The sequence below is a fragment of the Cupriavidus gilardii genome, from assembly GCF_008801915.1.
GTDB classification, from domain to species: domain Bacteria; phylum Pseudomonadota; class Gammaproteobacteria; order Burkholderiales; family Burkholderiaceae; genus Cupriavidus; species Cupriavidus gilardii.
In genome coordinates, this window is sequence record NZ_VZOV01000033.1 from 24,817 (window position 1) to 42,947 (window position 18,131).

An 18,131-nucleotide genomic window follows, 5' to 3' on the forward strand; every position below is an offset into this window, starting at 1 on the left:
CTTGAAGCTTGCGTAGGGGTTCTCCCTCTTCCCGATCTCCCGCCCGGAGCGGGAGAGGGAGAACACCGCCGCGCCCCGCTATCACTACCGAGGTCCACCATGACCCTGCTGTCCATCAACAACATCGAAGTGATCTACGACCACGTGATCCTGGTGCTCAAGGGCGTGTCGCTCGACGTGCCGGAGGGCAGCATCGTGGCGCTGCTGGGGGCCAACGGGGCGGGCAAGACCACCACGCTGAAGGCGATCTCGAACCTGCTGCGCGCCGAGCGCGGCGACGTGACCAAGGGCTCGATCGAATACCGCGGCGCGCGCGTGGACCAGCTGACGCCGAACGATCTGGTCAAGCGCGGCGTGATCCAGGTAATGGAAGGCCGCCACTGCTTCGCCCACCTGACCATCGAGGAGAACCTGCTGACCGGCGCCTATACGCGCGGGCTCTCGCGCGGCGAAACGCGCGACGAGCTCGACAAGATCTACACCTACTTTCCGCGCCTGAAGACCCGGCGCAAGTCGCAGGCGGGCTATACGTCCGGCGGCGAGCAGCAGATGTGCGCGATCGGCCGGGCCATGATGGCCAAGCCCAATATGGTGCTGCTCGACGAGCCGTCGATGGGGCTGGCGCCGCAGATCGTCGAGGAGATCTTCGAGATCGTGCGCGACCTGAACCAGCGCGAGCGCGTCAGCTTCCTGCTGGCCGAGCAGAACACGATGGTCGCGCTGCGCTATGCGGACTACGGCTACATCCTCGAGAACGGCCGCGTGGTGATGGACGGCGCCGCCGAGGCGCTGCGCACCAACGAGGACGTCAAGGAGTTCTACCTCGGCGTGGCCGCCAACGATGCCGACGGCGGCGGCCGCAAGTCGTTCCGCGACGTCAAGAGCTACCGCCGGCGCAAGCGCTGGCTCGCCTGAGCGGCGCGCGGACCGGCTGGCCCGCGCGGCGATCGGCGCCGGCAACTTGCCTTGCCCAGCCGCGGCCGTATCCGGTATCGCCCGGCACCCATCCTTACCGACATCCGTCACCATGTCCGAATACTTCGACGCTCTCGAGACGCGCGATCCCGCCGCGCGCGAACAGGCCCTGATGGCCGCGCTGTCGCGCCAGGTCGCGCATGCCAGGACGCACGCGCCGTTCTTCGCCGAGGCGCTGCGCGATGTCGATCCGCAGGCGCTGACCACGCGCGAGGCGCTGGCCGCGCTGCCGGTCACGCGCAAGGCGCAGCTCGGCGCACTGCAGCAGGCCAGCGCTCCGCTCGGCGGGCTCAACGCGACGCCGCTCGGCGCGCTGCGCCATATCTACCAATCGCCGGGGCCGCTGCATGAACCCGACGGCCACGGGCCCGACTGGTGGCGCACCGCGCGCGCGATGTTCGCCGCCGGCTTTCGCCGCGGCGAGCTGGTCTACAACACCTTCTCCTATCACTTCACGCCGGCCGGCATGATGATGGAAACCGGCGCGCACCGGCTGGGCTGCTGCGTGTTCCCGGCCGGCGTCGGCCAGACCGAATCGCAGGTGCAGGCGCTGTCGATGCTGCGGCCCGCGGCCTACGCCGGCACGCCGTCGTTCCTGAAGATCCTGCTCGAACGCGGCGCCGAGCTCGGCCAGCCGTGCAGCCTGGCCAAGGCACTGGTGTCGGGCGAGGCGCTGCCGCCTTCGCTGCGCGCCTGGTTCGTCGAGCGCGGCATCAAGGTGCACCAGATGTACGGCACCGCCGATGTCGGGCTGATCGCCTATGAAAGCGACGGCGGCGACGGCTGGGTGGTCGACGAGGGTGTGCTGGTCGAGATCGTCGAGCCGGGCGGCACGCGGCCGATGCCGGAGGGCGAGGTCGGCGAGGTGGTGGTCACGGTGCTGGGCAACGAGGACTATCCGCTGATCCGCTTCGGCACCGGCGATCTGTCCGCGGTCGTGGCGGGCTCCTCGACGACGCCGAGCCCCTGCGGGCGCACCAATATCCGGCTGCGCGGCTGGCTGGGCCGCGCCGACCAGACTACCAAGGTCAAGGGGATGTTCGTCCATCCCGGCCAGATCGGCGAGGTGATGCGCCGCCATCCCGAGCTGCGCGCCGCGCGGCTGGTGGTCACCGGCGCGCCGGGCGCCGACGTGATGACGCTGCATTGCGACGCCACGCGCGACGATCAAGGGCTGGCCGATGCGATCGCCGTGTCGATGCGCGACGTGATGCGGCTCAAGGGCGAGGTGAAGTTCGTGCCGGCCGGTTCCCTGCCGCAAGACGGCAAGGTCATCGAGGACGCGCGCAGCTACGACTGAGCGCGGTCGGCCAAGCGAAGTCAGCGCCGCCGCGGCGGTTCCGGCTCGCTGGACCGCGTGCCCGATGCCGGCCCATAGCCGCCGCGCGGCCGTGTCGGCAGGTACAGCAGATAGGCGGTCGCCACCGCGCCGAGCACCAGCAGCGCAATCGAGAACACCGGCCTGGCGCGCAGCAGCCAGGCCGTGGTCGGCAGCGAGATCCACATCGTTCCGATCGCCAGGATCTTGGCGCGCAGCGGGATGCTGCGATGGCGCTGCCAGTCGTGCACGATCGGCCCGAGCCGGGGATGGCTCATCAGCCAGTCGTGGAAGCGTTCCGAGCCGCGCGCGAAGCAGGCCGCGGCCAGCAGCACGAACGGCGTGGCGGGCAGCACCGGCAGGAAGATGCCGAGCACCGCCAGCACCATGCAGACGATGCCGAGCGTGGCCCAGGCCGCGCGGATGACGCGTTCGCGGCGGCTGCGCCGGACCTCGGCAATGACGACAGGGGGTTTATCCAGCGGGGAATCTCCAGCGGTCTGCGGGGACGACCGCATCCGCGGTGGCGGCGACGGTCAGCAGGTGGCGCACAGGCGCGCCTTGGCCGCATCGTACTCGGCCTTCATCCGCGCGACAATCTCGCCGGCCGACGCGATCGCGTCGATCTGCCCCACGCCCTGGCCCGCGCCCCAGATGTCCTTCCACGCCTTCGCCTTCGAGCTGCCGCTGGAAAAATCCATCTTGCTCTTGTCGGCCTGCGGCAGGTTCTCCGGATCGAGCCCCGAATTGAGGATGCTCTCGCGGATGTAGTTGCCGTGCACGCCGGTGAACAGGTTGGTGTAGACGATGTCCGCGGCGGCCGCATCGGTGATCGAGCGCTTGTACGCTTCGCTGGCATGCGCTTCCTGCGAGGCGATGAAGCGCGTGCCGACATAGGCGAAGTCGGCGCCCATCGCCTGCGCGGCCAGCACCGCGTCGCCGGTGGCGATCGAGCCCGACAGCGCGATCGGGCCGTCGAAGATGCGCCGTACCTCGCCCACCAGCGCGAACGGCGACAGCGTGCCGGCATGCCCGCCGGCACCGGCCGCGACCAGGATCAGGCCGTCGACGCCGGCCTCGATCGCCTTCTCGGCATGGCGCAGGTTGATCACGTCGTGCAGCACGATGCCGCCATAGCTGTGCACCGCGTCGATCATCTCCTTGACCGGCGCGCGCAGCGAGGTGATGAAGACCGGCACCTTGTGCTCGACGCAGACGCGCACGTCCTGCTCCAGCCGGGCATTCGACGCATGCACGATCTGGTTGACCGCAATGGGCCCGACGGTGGCGTCGGGGTTGGTCGCGCGGAACTCCGCCAGTTCCTGCTGCATCTGCGTCAGCCATTCGTCGAGCAGCTCGGCGGGGCGCGCATTCAGCGCCGGAAACGAACCGACGATGCCGGCCTTGCATTGCGCCAGCACCAGTTCGGGATAGCTGACGATGAACATCGGCGACGCGATCACGGGCAGCGTCAGGTTCTGCAGGACGGCGGGAATCTGTTTGGCGGCGGGCATGGTGTCTCCTGAACCTCGGAAGCGATGCGCGGCATCGGCGTTTTTCTGAACGATCGTTCGATTATAGAAAACTTGCGCGAGGCGACGGTAGCGCAACGGTAGAGGCCCCAGTCTAGCGCCCGGTAATCGGCGATGAACCAAAAAAAAGCCCCGCGTCCGGGGCGGGGCAATTACCACGAAGACTGATACATCGACGGCGGGCACCTGCCAATGCCGGAACCGTCAACGGCATGGTAGAGCGGCAATATGACGATCCGGGGACGACCCGGTGACGTCTCGGTGAAGCGGCAATAGCGTCGGTGCAACGGATTGCGTCCGGACGTGCCTACACCCGCTGCAGCAGCAGACCCTTCAGATATTCGCCCTCGGGGAAGGCCGCCAGCATCGGATGGTCGGTGCCGGCAGACAGCCGCCGCAGGATGCGCGCATCGACGCGCGCGTCGGTGGCGGCGCCGGCCACGATCTTGTGGAACAGCTCCATGCCGATCGCGCCCGAGCATGAATAGGTGAACAGCAGACCGCCCGGCCGCAGCAGCTGCATGCCGACCAGATTGATTTCCTTGTAGGCGCGCGCGGCGCGGTCGATATGCTGGGCCGACGGCGCGAACTTGGGCGGATCCAGCACGATCAGGTCGAACTGCCGGCCCTCGGCGCGGAACTGCCGCAGCGACTTGAACACGTCCGCGTCGAGCCACGTCGCACGGCCCGCATCGAAGCCGTTCAGCGCGACATTGCCCTCGGCAATCTTCAGCGCCTCGCCCGACGAATCGATCGACACGACCGACGCCGCGCCGCCGCGCAGCGCCGCCAGCGAGAAGCCGCCGGTGTAGCAGAAGCAGTTCAGTACCTCGCGCCCTTCGGCGAGGTCGCCGACCAGCTTGCGGTTGTCGCGCTGGTCGACATAGAAGCCGGTCTTGTGGCCGTTGCGGACATCGACGTAGTAGCGCACGCCGTGTTCGGTCACCGACAGCTCGGGATCGGGCTCGGCGCCGGCCAGCACGCCGGTCACGAGTTCCAGCCCTTCGCGCTCGCGCACCGCGGCGTCGGAGCGCTCGTAGACGTTGGGGCAGCCGGTTTCCCTGACCAGCGCCTGCACGATCGCGTCCTTCCACTGCTCGACGCCGGCCGCATTGAACTGGCAGACCAGTTGCGCCTGCTCGGCACCGCGCCCGGCGCCGTAGTAGTCGACCACCAGCCCGGGCAGCCGGTCGGCCTCGCCGAACACCAGCCGTACCGCGTCGCTGTCGCTGACCCACTGGCGGCGATGCGCGACCGCGGCGGCGACGCGGCGCTTGATCAGCGCATGGTCGACCGGCTCGTTCTCGTCGAAGGTCCAGACCCGCGCGCGGATCTGCGAGTGCGGGCTGTAGGCGGCCTTGGCGAGAAAGCGGCCGTCGGCGGCGCGTACGGTGATGGTGGCGCCAGGCTCGGCGCGGCCCTCGACGCGGTCGACGCCGGTCGCATAGATCCAGGGATGGCGGCGCAGCAGGGACTTCTCCTTGCCGGGCTTCAGGGTCAGCGTATTCATGATTCAGGGAAGGGAGGCCGCGCATCGGCGGCCTTCGGGTTCACCGCGCGGTTCGCTCCTCTCCGGCCTGCGGGACATGCCGGGGAGAGGGCACGGTGGAAACGGGACGGTGCAAACGGGGAGGCGCAAGCGGGACGGTGCAAAAGGGACAGGCTCCGCCGGCCGTAGCCGGCGTCCGCGTCGCGTTACAGCACCACCTTGACCATCGGATGCGCGGTCAGCGCGCGATACAGATCGTCGAGCTGCTCGCGGCTGGTGACCCAGACCGTCACGGTCAGGCCCAGATAGTTGCCGTTGCGCGAGGGGCGCATCTCCATCTTGCCGGCATGAAAGCCCGGGTCGAATTCCTGCACCAGCGTGACGATGGCCTCGGCGAAGCCGTCCTGCATCGCGCCCATCACCTTGATGGGGAAATCGCTCGGGTATTCGATCAGCGAAGGCTGGTCGCGCCCGTTGTCGGTGTTGTCGGCGCTCATGGCGGCGGCCTCCTTGTTGCGTGTTACTTGCGCTTGAACCACAGGCGGATGGTGTCCCAGATGCGGCCGAAGAAGCCGGCCTCCGGCACCTCCTCCAGCGCGACCACCGGGAATTCCGCCACCTTGGTGGTGCCGTCCATCAGCTTGACGGTGCCGACCTGCTGGCCCGCCGAAATCGGCGCCACCAGCAGCTCCTGACGCTCCAGCACCGGCTTCAGACGGCCCGCGGTGCCCTTGGGCACGGTCACGTAGGTCTCGTCGCGGACGCCGATCTTGATCGAGTCGTTCTTGCCCTTGTAGATGTCCGGCGTGGCCAGCACCTGGCCCTTGTCGTAGAGGCGCAGCGTGTCGAAGAACTGGAAGCCGTAGTTCAGCACCTTCAGGCTTTCCTGCGTGCGGACCTGTTCGCTGGTGGTGCCGATCACGATCGAGATCAGCCGGCGCGAGCCATTCGGCACGTTGGCCAGCGGGCGCTTGGCCGAGGAGATCAGGCAGTAGCCCGCCGAGCGGGTGTGGCCGGTCTTGACGCCGTCCACGGTCGAATCGATGTACAGCAGGCGGTTGCGGTTGGGCTGCTTGATCTTGTTATAGGTGAACTCCTTTTGCGAGTACATGCCGTAGTACTCGGGGAAGTCCTGGATCAGGCGCGTCGTCAGGATCGCGAGGTCCGCCGCGGTGGTGTAGTGGTTCGGGTCGGGAATGCCGTCGGTATTCGTGAAATGCGTGCTCTTCATGCCCATGCGCTGGGCCTCGCGGTTCATCATCGCGACAAAGCCTTCCTCCGAGCCGCCGACCGCCTCGGCCAGCGCCAGCGCGGCGTCGTTGCCCGACTGCACGATCAGGCCCATCAGCAGGTCCTGCACCGTGACCGGCTTGTTCGGCTCGATGAACATGCGCGACTCGTCGCTCTTGACCTTCAGCACGACATTGGTCGGCACCACTGCCTGGTCCAGCGTCAGGCGCTTTTCCTTCAGCGCCTGGAAGGCCAGGTAGGCGGTCATGATCTTGGTCAGCGAAGCCGGCTCGATGCGGGCGTCGGCATTCTGCGAGCCGAGCGCCTGGCCGCTGGTGACGTCATAGAGCATCCACGCCTTGGCTGCCACCTGCGGCATCGGCACGGCCTGCGCGCGCACCGTCAGCGGTGCGCTGGCGAGCGCGAGCACGGCGGCGCTGGCCAGCAGGGTATGGGCGATGCGGTGGGAGAACAGCGGCGAAGCTTGATTGAACATGTTTTCAGGTTCCGACAAGAGAGAAAGGGCAGCGTCGCGCTGCCACGCGGGCGTGGCGGCGGGGCATGGAGCGGCGGCCACGGATCGCCGTGGCCGCCCGCTCAATGCCCGGGCTCAGCGCTGCCACGCATTGACGACGAGCTGCTTGATCAGGTGCAGCTTGCGATGGAAGAAATGATCGGCGCCGGGAATGACCGTGACCGGCAGTTCCTGCGGCCGCGCCCAGTCGAGCACGCTGGCGAGCGGCACGGTCTCGTCCTGCTCGCCGTGGATCACGATGGTATCGGCGGGCACCTGCGCGACCTGCCAGCGCGAAGCCGCGGTGCCGACCATCGCCAGCCGCTCGGCGGGCGTGCCGGCCTCGGCCAGGCGCCGCGCCACATGGCTGACGACGAAGCTGCCGAACGAGAAGCCGGCCAGCGCCAGCGGCAGCGTGGCCGCGTCGGCGGACCAGTCGCGCTGCTGGCGCATCCACTCGATCACCGCCAGCAGATCGTCCTGCTCGCCCTGGCCGTTGTCGTGCTCGCCGGCGGTGCCGCCGACCCCGCGGAAGTTCGGCCGCACGGTGGCGTAGCCCAGCTGCACGAAGGCGCGCGCCAGCGTCTGCGCGACCTTGTTGTCCTTGGTGCCGCCGAACAGCGGATGCGGATGGCCGACCAGCGCGAGGCCGCGCACCGGGGCGGCCTGCGGCAGGTCGACCGAGACGTCGATCGCGCCGGCGGGACCGGCAACGGTGAGTACCTGGGTATGCGCGTTCATGGCAGGAAGGGCGGAAATCCGGGAACGAAAGCGGGCAGCGGATGGCGGCGGATGCGGCCGAGCGCGGCGCTCAGCGATCCACCATCAGGCGTTCGACCGGCTTGCCGTGGATCAGATGGCTGTCGATGATTTCGTCGATGTCCTGCTCGTCGACGAATGTGTACCAAACGGCCTCCGGGTAGACCACCAGTACCGGACCGAGTTCACAGCGGTTCAGGCAGCCGGCCTTGTTGATCCGCACGCGCCCCTCGCCGCCGGCGATGCCCAGCTCCTTGCAGCGCTTCTTGGCGTATTCCTGCATCGCCTTGGCGTTGTGGTTGGCGCAGCAGTTTTCGCCCGGCTCGCGCTGATTCAGGCAGAAGAAGACGTGGTGCTGGTAGTAGCTGCTCATGCGTGGGAGGGCGCGGCGCGCTCGGCTGGGCCGCGCGCGCGGCTTGGCGCCGGTCGGAACGGTGGGAAGCTCGGAATTATACGGCGAGCCGGGGGCCGTTTCGACCGCATGGCGACGCCTGCAGCGCGGCGCGATGGCGCGAGTTAGCTATGGGCCACAGAATGCGTCGGCCTGGCGCCCTCGTGGCGAGCGGCGGAGGGGCCGCTGCCGGCTGCGCCTCCCTCATCGCCACATATTGCGCATCCGCGCGGCGAGGTCGACCGCCGGCAGCGAGGCGCGCTGGGGCGCCGCATCGACCGGCGGAGGCGGCGGCCACGCGCGGCTGTGGAAATGCGGCATCACGCGATTGGGCAGGAAGCGCGTGCGCGACGCATACACGTGGCGGTCGCCCATGCCGGGCTGCTGGTGCACGTAGAAGCGCTGCGGCACCACGATGTCGAGATGGTCGCGCGCGCGGGTCATCGCGACATAGAGCAGCCGGCGCTCCTCCTCGATCTCCTCGGTGGTGCCGGTGGCCAGGTCGGAGGGCAGGCAGCCGTCGACCGCGTTCAGCACGTAGACCGCCTTCCACTCCTGGCCCTTGGCCGAATGGATCGTCGACAGGATCAGGTAGTCCTCGTCGCGCAGCGGCACGCCCGATTCGTCGCTGGAGGCGTCGGGCGGGTCCAGCGTCAGCTCGGTCAGGAAGCGTTCGCGCGAGCCGTAGGTCGCGGCGATGCGCGCCAGCTGCTGCAGGTCGGCGGCACGCGCGGCGGCATCGTCGTGCAGCCGCTCCAGATGCGGTTCGTACCAGCGCAGCACGCGCTCGAAGTCGACCGGCCACGCCGCCGCCGGCGCCATCGCCTCGCGCGCCAGCGCGACCAGTTCCGTCCAGGCGTGCGCGGCGGCCGCCGGCGCTTCGAACGATTCGAGCGCGAACAGCGGATCGCTGGCGAGCTCCAGCCCGTCGAGCACGCGCGCCGCGGTCTTCGGTCCGACACCCGGCATCAGCTGCAGCGTGCGAAAGCCCGCCATGCGGTCGCGCGGATTCTCCAGCCAGCGCAGCACCGCGAGCATGTCCTTGACGTGGGTCGACTCCAGGAATTTGAGCCCGCCGAACTTGACGAACGGGATGTTGCGGCGGACCAGCTCCAGTTCGAGCTGCGCGCTGTGGTCGGCGGCGCGGAACAGCACCGCCTGCGCCATCAGCGCCAGCCCTTCCTCGCGCCGCGCCAGGATGCGCTCGACCACGAAGCGCGCCTGCTCGGTCTCGTCGTTGACCACCACCACGTCCGGCTTCTCGGCGCTGGCGCGGTCGGACCACAGGTCCTTGGTAAAGCGCTCGGCGGCCAGCCCGATCACCGCGTTGGCCGCGGCCAGGATCGGCTGCGTCGAGCGGTAGTTGCGCGACAGCGTGACCTGTCCCGCCGGCGGCGAGAAGCGGTGCGGGAAGTCGAGGATGTTGCGCACGGTGGCGCCGCGGAACGCGTAGATCGATTGCGCATCGTCGCCGACGACGGTCAGGCCGCGGCCGTCGGGCTTGAGCGACAGCAGGATCGCCGCCTGCAGCGCATTGGTGTCCTGGTATTCGTCGACCAGCACGTGGTCGAAGCGCTCGCCCATGTCGCGCGCCAGCGCCGGCTCGGCCAGCGCCTGCGCCCAGTACAGCAGCAGGTCGTCGTAGTCGAGCACCTGCTGCTTCTGCTTGGCCTCGACATAGCCGGCGAACAGCGTGCGCAGCGCATCGACCCACATCGCGTAGCGGGGGAACTGCCGCTGCAGCACCTCTTCGAGCGGCAACTGCGTGTTGACCACGCGCGAATAGATCGCCAGGCAGGTTTCCTTCCGGGGGAAGCGCGCGTTCTGCGCCGACAGGCCGAGGTCGTGCCGCACCACGTTGATCAGGTCGGCCGAATCGCCGCGGTCGCTGATCGTGAAGGAGGGCGACAGGCCCAGCGTTTCCGCGTATTCGCGCAGCAGGCGCGCGCCGATCGCGTGGAAGGTGCCGGCCCATTGCAGCGCGGCGCGGCCGGGATTGGCCGACGAGGTGGTGCCGTTGCGGGCGGCGAAGGCCTGGTCGACGATGCGTTCGACACGCCGGCCCATCTCGACCGCGGCGCGCCGAGAGAACGTCAGCAGCAGGATGCGGCGCGGATCGGCGCCGCCCAGCAGCAGATGCGCGACGCGGTGCGCCAGCGTATTGGTCTTGCCCGAGCCTGCGCCGGCGATGATCAGCAGCGGCTGGTCGGTCGGGTGCTCGACCGCTTCACGCTGCTCGGGATTGAGCGCGGCGAGATAGTCGACCGGGTCAGCCGGGTCGGACTGGGCGGCGGCAGGAGCGAGGGCAAGATCGACGGACACAGGACAGGCGAGGGCGAAAACCGGAAATGTTCGCCGCAGACTGTATATCCATACAGATGTGTTGGGCAAGCGGGGGATCGTTGAAGGGGCGAGAAGGGCGCTTTTACTGTGGTGACGCCCGAGTTGCCCTCTCCCCCTGCGCTCACCGGCAAGCGGGCGAGGGGAGCAAACCGGCAGCCTTGCCGAGTGCCTGCGGGGTTCTCTCTCTTCCGCTTGCGGGAGAGGGTTGGGGAGAGGGCAAGCGGCGCCGGCATACCGCAGCCGCCCCTTCCCGGTCAGCGCATCAAACCGCCTTGCCCAACGCCTGATCCAGCAGCTTGTGCAGGCTGTCCCACTCCGGCTCGCCAACGTAGCGCTTCAGGATGCGGCCGTCCTTGTCCACCACGAAGGTGGTCGGCGTCAGCTGCACGTCGCCGAACGCCTTGGCCGCGGAGCCGTCCGAATCGAGCGCGACCTTGAACGGCAGCTTGCGCGTCTCGGTGAAATTGGTCACATACATCGGCGGGTCATAGCTCATCGCCACGGCGACGAACTCGAGGCCCTTGTCCTTGAACTGCTGATAAGTGCGCACCATGTCAGGCATCTCCTTGACGCAGGTGGTGCAGCTGGTGGCCCAGAAGTTGACCATATAGACCTTGCCCTGCAGCTGCGCGGTGCTGACGCGCTCGCCGGACAGCAGCACGAAGGTCGCCTGCGGCGCTTGCCGCGCCGGGGTCAGCGCGCGGTAGCCGAACCAGCCGAGCAGGACCAGCACCAGCAGGCCCACGATCAGCGGCCAGCGCTTGCGGGGGGAGGCGGGACGTTCCGGTTGGGAGGCGGACGAAGTCATGATGGGCCGACCAAAGGAGGGGAAAACGCCATTCTAGCGCCGCGGCGGCCGATGGCGCCCGAGCGCTGGCGGGGGCGGGCTCAGCGCGCGCCGGCCCCGGCCGCCATCGCGGCGCGCGCGGTATCGAGCGACTGCTCCAGATAGGCGCCGTAGAAGTCCGGCTGCATGCCGCGCAGCGGCGGCGCGGCCGGCCGGCCGCGTCCGTCGAGGAACAGCACGGTCGGCGCGAAGCGGATGCCGTGCTCGCGCGCCCAGGCACGGGCGGTGGTGGCACGGCCGTCGGCATCGCGGATCGGCGTCGCCGCGCTCATGTCGAGCTCGTGCGCGACGAGTTGCCCGGCGGCGGCCTGTGGGCCCAGATAGTTGCGCCGCACCGCCTCGCAATAGCCGCAGTCCGGCAGCGTCACCAGCACCACCAGCGGTTCGCCGCGCCGGCTGGCCGCGCGGGTTTCCGCCGCCAGGTCGCTGACAGCGGGCAGGTGCGCGGGACTCGCCGCCCGTGCCGGCGGGGCGGCTGCGGCGAGGACCCAGGCGAGCGCCAAGCCGGCCACCGGCATGCCGGCAAGCCACGCCAAGCTCGAGCCCCGAGGCCATGCCGGACCGATGCGGCGAGCTGCGAAGTCGAAAAGCATAATGAAATATCGAGAAGAGAAAGACACTGCGCCAGTGTCTGATCCCCGATAATAGCGGCTTGGCCGCCCCGCTGCCGGGGCGGCGCATGGTCCCTCTTTTTTGGGCCGTCCTTCGTTCACCCGTCCGATCCCGCTTTCGATGTCTCGCCTTTCGTTCCTCCGCCGGCCGGCCCGGTGTTGCGCCGGCCTGGCGGTGGCCGCGCTGCTGGCCTGCTCGCCGCGCTACGACTGGCGGACCATCCAGTCCAACGAGGGCGGGTACGCCGCGCTCTATCCCCGCAAGCCGACCAGCGCCGCGCGCGATGTCGCGATCGCGGGCCGCAAGCTGCCGATGACGATGGAAGCGGCCCGCGTCGACGAGACGCTGTTCGCGGTCGGCGTGGTCACGCTGCCCAGCGACGACGCCGCGCTGCGCGCCGAGGCGCTGTCGGCGATGCAGTCCGGTCTGCTGGCCAATCTGGGCAACGCGCCAACCGAGCCGGTACAGACGCGCGCGGTCACAGTGATGTCGTCGGCCCAGCCGCCGGTGGCGCTGCCGGCCATCGAAATCCGCGTCGCCGCGGTGTCGCCGCAGGACAAGGCGCCGCGCCGGCTGACCGCACGGCTGGTCGCCAAGGGCACCAAGGTCTACCAGGCGGTCGTGCTCGAAGCCGGCGATGCCGCGCGCGACCAGCGCCAGGCCGAGCAGGTCGAGCAGTTCCTGGCCGGCTTCCACCCGTTCTGATGCCTTCCCGTCCCGGCCCGCGCAGCACCCGCATCGGCCTGTCCATGCGCCCATCCGCGCTGCTGCGCCGGGGCGAGGGCGCGCTGGTGTTCGCCTGCTTCGCGGCCGCCTATGTGCTGTCGTACGCGCTGCGCACCATCAACGCGGTGATCGCCCCCGAGCTGATCGCCGACCTGCGGCTGTCGAACGCCGATCTGGGCCTGCTGTCGTCGGCCTATTTCCTCGCCTTCGCCGCGATGCAGCTGCCCGTCGGCCAGTGGCTGGACCGGCGCGGCGTGCGCCGCGTCGAAACGGTGCTGCTGCTGGTCGCGGCGGTGGGCGCGCTGGTGTTCGCGCTGGCCGGCTCGGCGGCGACCTTGTGGCTGGGCCGGGCGCTGATCGGCGCCGGGGTGTCGGCCTGCCTGATGGCTTCCTATACCGCCTATCGCCGCTGGTTTCCGACCGCGAGGCAGAGCCAGCTGTCGGTCTGGATGCTGGTCGCCGGCAGCGGCGGCGCGCTGATGACGACGCTGCCGGTGCAGGCGGTGCTGCCATGGCTGGGCTGGCGCGGCGTGTTCCTGGTGATGGCGGGCCTGCTGCTGGCGTCGGCGCTGGCGCTGTATCGGGGGCTCGCCCGGGTCGAGCGGCGCAGCGCGCGGCTGGCGCGCGGGGGGCAGCCCGTCAGCGCGTCGGCGCAGCCCGCCAATATCGCGGCCGACATCGGAACCGCCGGCGCGACCGGCATGGCGCCGGCGCCGGCGGCGATGGCCGGCGGCTATCGCGCGCTGCTGCGCCACCCCGCCTTCGTCCGCGTGCTGCCCTTCGGGCTGCTGAACCAGGCCGGCTTCATGGCGGTGCAGACGCTGTGGGTCGGCCCCTGGCTGGTCGACGTGCTGGGCTTCGGGCCGGACCGCACCGCGCAGATCCTGTTCCTGTTCAATATCGCGCTGCTGGCCGGCTATCTGCTGCTGGGCTGGCTGGCGCCGCGGCGGGCGCGCGACCCGGTCGAATCCGCGCGGCTGGTGATGATCGGCGCCGGGCTGACACTGGTGCTGCAGGCGGCGATCGTCGCCTGGACCGCGCCGGCGGCGTGGCTGCTGTGGCCGCTGCTGGCGATGTGCGCGAGCACGCTGTCGCTGATCCTGAGCACGCTGAGCCTGGCGTTTCCCGCCGAGGTGGCCGGGCGCGCCAATACCACCTACAACCTGCTGGTGTTCGGCGGCAGCTTCCTGATCCAGTGGGGGCTGGGTGTCGCGATCGATCTGTTCCGCGACGCCGGGCTGCCGCAGGCCGACGCCTTCCGCGCGGCATTGGGCGGGCTGCTGGCGCTGCAGCTCGTCGGCTATCTCTGGTATGCGCTGGTGCCGCGGTTGTGGCGGCGCGCGGCCGCCTGAATGCCGCCGGCGTTTCCCATGATCCGGCGGGTTTGAACGGTCCGGGTTTGGAAAGGTCGGGGGTTGGAAAGGTCCGTAGTGTGGATAGGCCCGAAGGTTTGAAGAGATTCGGGCTCAGGAAAAAACAGGAAGGAGCAAATCATGCGTTGGGAAATCTGGCTCGCCTATTTCGCGGCCTGCTGGGCGATCGCGGTCTCGCCGGGCTCTGGGGCCGTGCTGTCGATGAGCCACGGACTGTCCTATGGGCTGCGCAGGACCACCACGACGATCCTCGGCTTGCAGACCGGGCTGCTGATCGTGCTGCTGGTCGCCGGCGGCGGCCTGGGCGCGCTGCTGATCGCGTCCGAACATGCGTTCGCCGCGGTCAAGACGGTGGGCGCGCTGTATCTGATCTATCTCGGCGTGCAGCAATGGCGCGCGCGCGTCGAGCAGGAGCCGGGCGGCGCGAACGGCGAGGGCGAGGTGCGGGGCGGCATCCGCGTGGCCGCGATGAGTCCGCGCCGGCGGTTCGCCACCGGCCTGCTGACCAATGTCACCAATCCGAAGGGCATCGTCTTCATGGTCGCGGTGCTGCCGCAGTTCATCGATGCGGGCCGGCCGCTGGCGCCGCAGCTGGCAATCCTGGCCGTGACGATGTGCGCGGTCGACCTGATCGTGATGCACGGCTACGCGCTGCTGGCCTCGCGCATGCAGGGGCTGTTCCGCGATGCGCGCGCGATGCGCTGGCAGAACCGCGTGTTCGGCAGCGTGCTGATGGCGGTCGGCGCGGCGCTGTTCTTCGTGCGGCGCCAGCCGGGCTGAACGCCGTCGGACCGCGCCGGCTGGCGATCCCCCGGCCGGTTTGCTTCAATGGTGGTTACCTCGCCCCTGGAGCCGACCGATGCCGCGCCGTGCCGACCATATCGACCATACCGTTCCGCCAATAGAAGACCCGCCGCCGCCCGGCGTGCCGCCCGATCACCCGCCGATCGAGGAGGAGCCGGAACCGCCGGGCGAGCCGCCTGAAGCGCGACTTCCGGCTTGATGTACGGCAATGCGCCGCCACCGCGCCGGTTCACTCCCCTCTCCCACATGTGGGAGAGGGGCGGGGGAGAGGGCAAGGGCGATTGAATGACCGGCGGCGTCGATAGGGCGACCGCCCGTTCCCTCTCCCCCGACCCACTCCCGCCATCGGGAGAGGGGAGCCGATGGCGGCCCTGAGCCATTAAACCGGGCGCAATACCCGCCGATACTGCACCGCCTCCGCGGCGTGCGCCGTGCCGATGAAATCCGCGCCGCCCAGGTCCGCAATGGTCCGCGCGACCTTCAGCACGCGAAAGTACGAACGCGCCGACCAGCCCAGCCGTGCCATCGCGGCGCGCAGCAGCCCCTGCGCCTGCTCGTCGAGCGGGCAATGCCGCTCGATCTCCTGTCCCGCCAGTTCCCCATTGGGTTTGCCCTGCCGTTCGAGCTGCCGCGCCCGGGCGGCCAGCACGCGCGCGCGGATCGCCGCGCTGTCCTCGCCGGGCGGGCCATCCAGCGTGTCCTGCTGGCTTTGCGCCGGCACTTCGATCTGCAGATCGATCCGGTCCAGCAGCGGCCCGGACAGCCGCGACTGGTAGCGCAGCACCTGGTCGGGCGTACAGCGGCAGGCGCGGGCCGGATGGCCCTGGTAGCCGCAGGGGCAGGGGTTCATCGCCGCGACGAACTGGAAGCGTGCCGGGAAGTCGGCCTGCCGGCCCGCACGCGAGATCGTGATGCGGCCCGACTCCAGCGGCTCGCGCAGGACCTCCAGCACGCGCCGCTCGAACTCGGGCAACTCGTCGAGGAACAGCACGCCGTGATGCGCCAGCGAAATCTCGCCGGGGCGCGGATCGCCGCCACCGCCGACCATCGCGGCCGCCGAGGCGGTATGGTGGGGCGAGCGGAACGGCCGGCGGCCCCAGCGCTCGGTGTGGAAGCCGGCGCCGGTCAGGCTCAGCACCGCGGCCGATTCGAGCGCCTCCTGCAGCGTCATCGGCGGCAGCAGCCCGGGAAAGCGCTGCGCCAGCATCGACTTGCCGGTGCCGGGCGGCCCGATCAGCAAGGCGGAGTGCTGGCCGGCGGCCGCCACCTCCATCGCGCGGCGCGCCTGCCCCTGGCCGCGGACGTCGCGCATGTCCGGCATGCCGGCGGGCGAACCGGCCAAGGGTGCCGTCGCCCCGGGCCGGGCCCGCGCCAGCGGCGGGCCGGTGCGGGCCAGGTGCGCGCAGACCTCGGGCAGCGAGGCGGCCGCCAGCACCGTGACCGACTCGACCAGCGCGGCCTCGGCGCCGTTGCCGGCCGCGACCACGAAGGCGCGAGCGGCGGTGCCGGCGCTGGCATTGGTCCCTGTCCCAGCTCTTGCTGCTGCTCCGGCTCTGGCTCCGGCTGCGGCTCCGGCTGCGGCTTCGGCTGCGGCTGCGGCTGCGGCTGCGGCTGCGGCTCCGGCTCCGGCCGCCTGCTCGCGCGCCAGTCCCATCGCCATCGCCAGCGCGCCGCGCACCGGCCGCAGCATGCCCGACAGCGACAGCTCGGCGGCGAACTCGTAGCCGTCCAGCGCCGGCGCCGGGATCTGCCCGCTGGCCGCGAGGATGCCGAGCGCGATCGCCAGGTCGAAGCGGCCCGATTCCTTGGGCAGATCGGCGGGCGCCAGATTGACCGTGATGCGGCGGTTCGGAAATTCGAAGCCGCAGTTCAGGATCGCCGCGCGCACGCGCTCGCGGCTCTCGCGCACCTCGGTCTCCGCGAGACCGACGATGGCGAAGGCCGGCAGGCCATTGGCCAGATGGATTTCGACCGAGACCGGCGGCGCGTCGATGCCGGTCAGCGCGCGGCTGCGCAGGACGGCGAGGTGCATGGGAAGGGACCAGGAGAGGGTTGGACGAAGCGGATGGAAGGCGCAAGCCGGGGGAACGATCCGGCATGCCGGCGGGCATCTCGCCGCGCGCATTGCCGTGCATGTCGCAGATCTATTAACGCCGCCGTAAACGCAGAAGGCCGCCGGTTGCCCGGCGGCCTTCGCGTGACGTGGGTCTGGCGCGCTCAGCCAGCCAGCCCCGGGTTCGTCGGCCCGGTGCCCGGTTCCGGCGTGGTCGAGCCCGGCACCGAAGTGGCCGAGACCGTGGTGCCGACGCCGGCGGTGCCGACCGTGGCCGGCCCCGCTGCGCCCATGCCGGCGCGCCGTTCCAGCTCGGCGACACGCATCTCCAGTTCCTCCAGCCGCGCACGCGTGCGGGCCAGCACCTGCGACTGCACGTCGAATTCCTCGCGCGTGACCAGATCGAGCTTGGCAAAGCCCTGGGTCATCATGCTGCGGACGTTCTTCTCGATGTCCTTGGCGGGCGAATTGCGCAGGACCTCGCTGACCTTGCTCTGCAGGTCGTTGAAGAGATCGGTGGGTTTCATCGGTTTCTCCTTTGCACCGTGAGGGTGCATCGATCGGGGGCGGCGGGGGCGGCCGGATGGGTGCGTCTGCACGTTATCGGTGCAGTGCGCGCCCGTGGCGGCGGCCAGCACCAGCCGGTGGCATGGGCCGATTATGGCCCGTGAAGCGCGCCGGGGAAAGCGGCCCGGACCTGCCGGACACAGCATTTAACCCGGCATGGCCCGCCCCGCCCCGTGTTGCGGGCGTTCCGAAGGCAGATGGAAACCGGCTTTCATTCGCTGTCCCTTGCGCGTGGGAAGCGCCGTCCATGCGCACCCGGGCGCCGGCGGCTCCTGGCATGGCAGTTGCAGTATCCGCCTGACAAAGAAGTCCCGAGCCCAAGGAAAAGGAGAAGAAATCCATGAAGACGCTGGCCCTCGCCATCGGCGCGCTGACGCTGTGCGGTTCCGCCACCACCGCGCTGGCGCAGAGCGCGCCCGTGACCGCCGAAGCGGCCTCGCCGCATACGTTCACGGCGAACGTGACGCTGGGCTCCGAATACCGCTACCGCGGGATCATGCAGACCAACCGGCGGCCGGCGATCCAGGGCGGCTTCGACTACAGCCATGCGAGCGGCTTCTACGCGGGCAACTGGAACTCGAGCATCAGCTGGCTGAAC

Annotated in this window: 17 protein-coding genes and 1 pseudogene; 6 read left to right on the forward strand and 12 right to left on the reverse strand. The window is 69.9% G+C overall.

Annotated elements, in window-relative coordinates; genetic code table 11:
• Window positions 1-99 precede the first annotated feature (99 nt).
• Both F7Q96_RS24095 and F7Q96_RS24100 read left to right on the forward strand, forming a co-directional pair.
• Window positions 100-915: an ABC transporter ATP-binding protein gene (locus F7Q96_RS24095; RefSeq protein ID WP_006578243.1), complete on the forward strand. Its 816-nt coding sequence runs from the start codon at window positions 100-102 to the stop codon at window positions 913-915.
• Between the two features lie 112 nt (window positions 916-1,027).
• Window positions 1,028-2,275, forward strand: a complete 1,248-nt coding sequence (locus F7Q96_RS24100; protein WP_053820984.1) for a phenylacetate--CoA ligase family protein — start codon at window positions 1,028-1,030, stop codon at window positions 2,273-2,275.
• A 20-nt stretch (window positions 2,276-2,295) separates the two neighbouring features.
• Here F7Q96_RS24100 and F7Q96_RS24105 read toward each other — a convergent pair whose 3' ends face one another.
• The 10 genes from F7Q96_RS24105 to F7Q96_RS24150 form a co-directional block, all read right to left on the reverse strand.
• Complete coding sequence (locus tag F7Q96_RS24105; protein WP_226994818.1) at window positions 2,296-2,811, reverse strand: YbaN family protein; 516 nt, start codon at window positions 2,809-2,811, stop codon at window positions 2,296-2,298.
• Window positions 2,812-2,829: 18 nt separating this feature from the next.
• Window positions 2,830-3,807, reverse strand: a complete 978-nt coding sequence (locus F7Q96_RS24110) for an NAD(P)H-dependent flavin oxidoreductase (protein WP_053820985.1) — start codon at window positions 3,805-3,807, stop codon at window positions 2,830-2,832.
• A gap of 325 nt (window positions 3,808-4,132) precedes the next feature.
• Window positions 4,133-5,335 (reverse strand): class I SAM-dependent rRNA methyltransferase, encoded by a 1,203-nt coding sequence (locus tag F7Q96_RS24115; protein WP_053820986.1) that lies wholly within the window; start codon window positions 5,333-5,335, stop codon window positions 4,133-4,135.
• Between the two features lie 185 nt (window positions 5,336-5,520).
• The gene (locus F7Q96_RS24120) at window positions 5,521-5,811 is read right to left on the reverse strand and encodes a DUF493 family protein (protein WP_053820987.1); all 291 of its coding nucleotides are present in this window, start codon (window positions 5,809-5,811) and stop codon (window positions 5,521-5,523) included.
• A gap of 23 nt (window positions 5,812-5,834) precedes the next feature.
• Window positions 5,835-7,040 (reverse strand): D-alanyl-D-alanine carboxypeptidase family protein, encoded by a 1,206-nt coding sequence (locus F7Q96_RS24125; RefSeq protein WP_053820988.1) that lies wholly within the window; start codon window positions 7,038-7,040, stop codon window positions 5,835-5,837.
• 114 nt (window positions 7,041-7,154) lie between these two features.
• On the reverse strand, window positions 7,155-7,799 hold the full coding sequence (locus F7Q96_RS24130; RefSeq protein ID WP_053820989.1) for an alpha/beta hydrolase: 645 nt from the start codon (window positions 7,797-7,799) through the stop codon (window positions 7,155-7,157).
• A 70-nt stretch (window positions 7,800-7,869) separates the two neighbouring features.
• The gene (locus F7Q96_RS24135; protein ID WP_006578238.1) at window positions 7,870-8,190 is read right to left on the reverse strand and encodes a (2Fe-2S) ferredoxin domain-containing protein; all 321 of its coding nucleotides are present in this window, start codon (window positions 8,188-8,190) and stop codon (window positions 7,870-7,872) included.
• 222 nt (window positions 8,191-8,412) lie between these two features.
• Window positions 8,413-10,530: an ATP-dependent helicase gene (locus F7Q96_RS24140; protein WP_053820990.1), complete on the reverse strand. Its 2,118-nt coding sequence runs from the start codon at window positions 10,528-10,530 to the stop codon at window positions 8,413-8,415.
• Window positions 10,531-10,813: 283 nt separating this feature from the next.
• Window positions 10,814-11,359, reverse strand: a complete 546-nt coding sequence (locus tag F7Q96_RS24145; RefSeq protein WP_053820991.1) for a TlpA disulfide reductase family protein — start codon at window positions 11,357-11,359, stop codon at window positions 10,814-10,816.
• Between the two features lie 80 nt (window positions 11,360-11,439).
• The gene (locus F7Q96_RS24150; RefSeq protein WP_053822959.1) at window positions 11,440-11,916 is read right to left on the reverse strand and encodes a thioredoxin fold domain-containing protein; all 477 of its coding nucleotides are present in this window, start codon (window positions 11,914-11,916) and stop codon (window positions 11,440-11,442) included.
• Window positions 11,917-12,130: 214 nt separating this feature from the next.
• Here F7Q96_RS24150 and F7Q96_RS24155 point away from each other — a divergent pair, with 214 nt between their 5' ends.
• The 3 genes from F7Q96_RS24155 to F7Q96_RS24165 all read left to right on the forward strand — a co-directional run bounded on the left by F7Q96_RS24155 (window position 12,131) and on the right by F7Q96_RS24165 (window position 14,889).
• Entirely contained in the window at window positions 12,131-12,715 is a 585-nt protein-coding gene (locus F7Q96_RS24155; protein WP_053820992.1) for a hypothetical protein, read from the forward strand.
• Entirely contained in the window at window positions 12,715-14,088 is a 1,374-nt protein-coding gene (locus tag F7Q96_RS24160; protein WP_053820993.1) for an MFS transporter, read from the forward strand. Before F7Q96_RS24155 ends, F7Q96_RS24160 begins: the two co-directional genes overlap by 1 nt.
• 141 nt (window positions 14,089-14,229) lie before the next feature.
• The gene (locus F7Q96_RS24165; RefSeq protein ID WP_053820994.1) at window positions 14,230-14,889 is read left to right on the forward strand and encodes a LysE family transporter; all 660 of its coding nucleotides are present in this window, start codon (window positions 14,230-14,232) and stop codon (window positions 14,887-14,889) included.
• Window positions 14,890-15,292: 403 nt separating this feature from the next.
• Here the strand turns inward: F7Q96_RS24165 and F7Q96_RS24170 are convergent, their stop codons facing one another.
• Window positions 15,293-16,945: a YifB family Mg chelatase-like AAA ATPase gene (locus F7Q96_RS24170; protein ID WP_053820995.1), complete on the reverse strand. Its 1,653-nt coding sequence runs from the start codon at window positions 16,943-16,945 to the stop codon at window positions 15,293-15,295.
• A gap of 293 nt (window positions 16,946-17,238) precedes the next feature.
• Window positions 17,239-17,493 (reverse strand): annotated as a pseudogene (locus F7Q96_RS24175) (accessory factor UbiK family protein); the annotation flags it as partial.
• A gap of 380 nt (window positions 17,494-17,873) precedes the next feature.
• On the opposite strand from F7Q96_RS24175, the gene F7Q96_RS24180 reads away from it, so the two are divergent.
• Window positions 17,874-18,131, forward strand: a 258-nt coding sequence (locus F7Q96_RS24180; protein ID WP_211923522.1) for a TorF family putative porin, incomplete at its 3' end; no start/stop codon positions are given.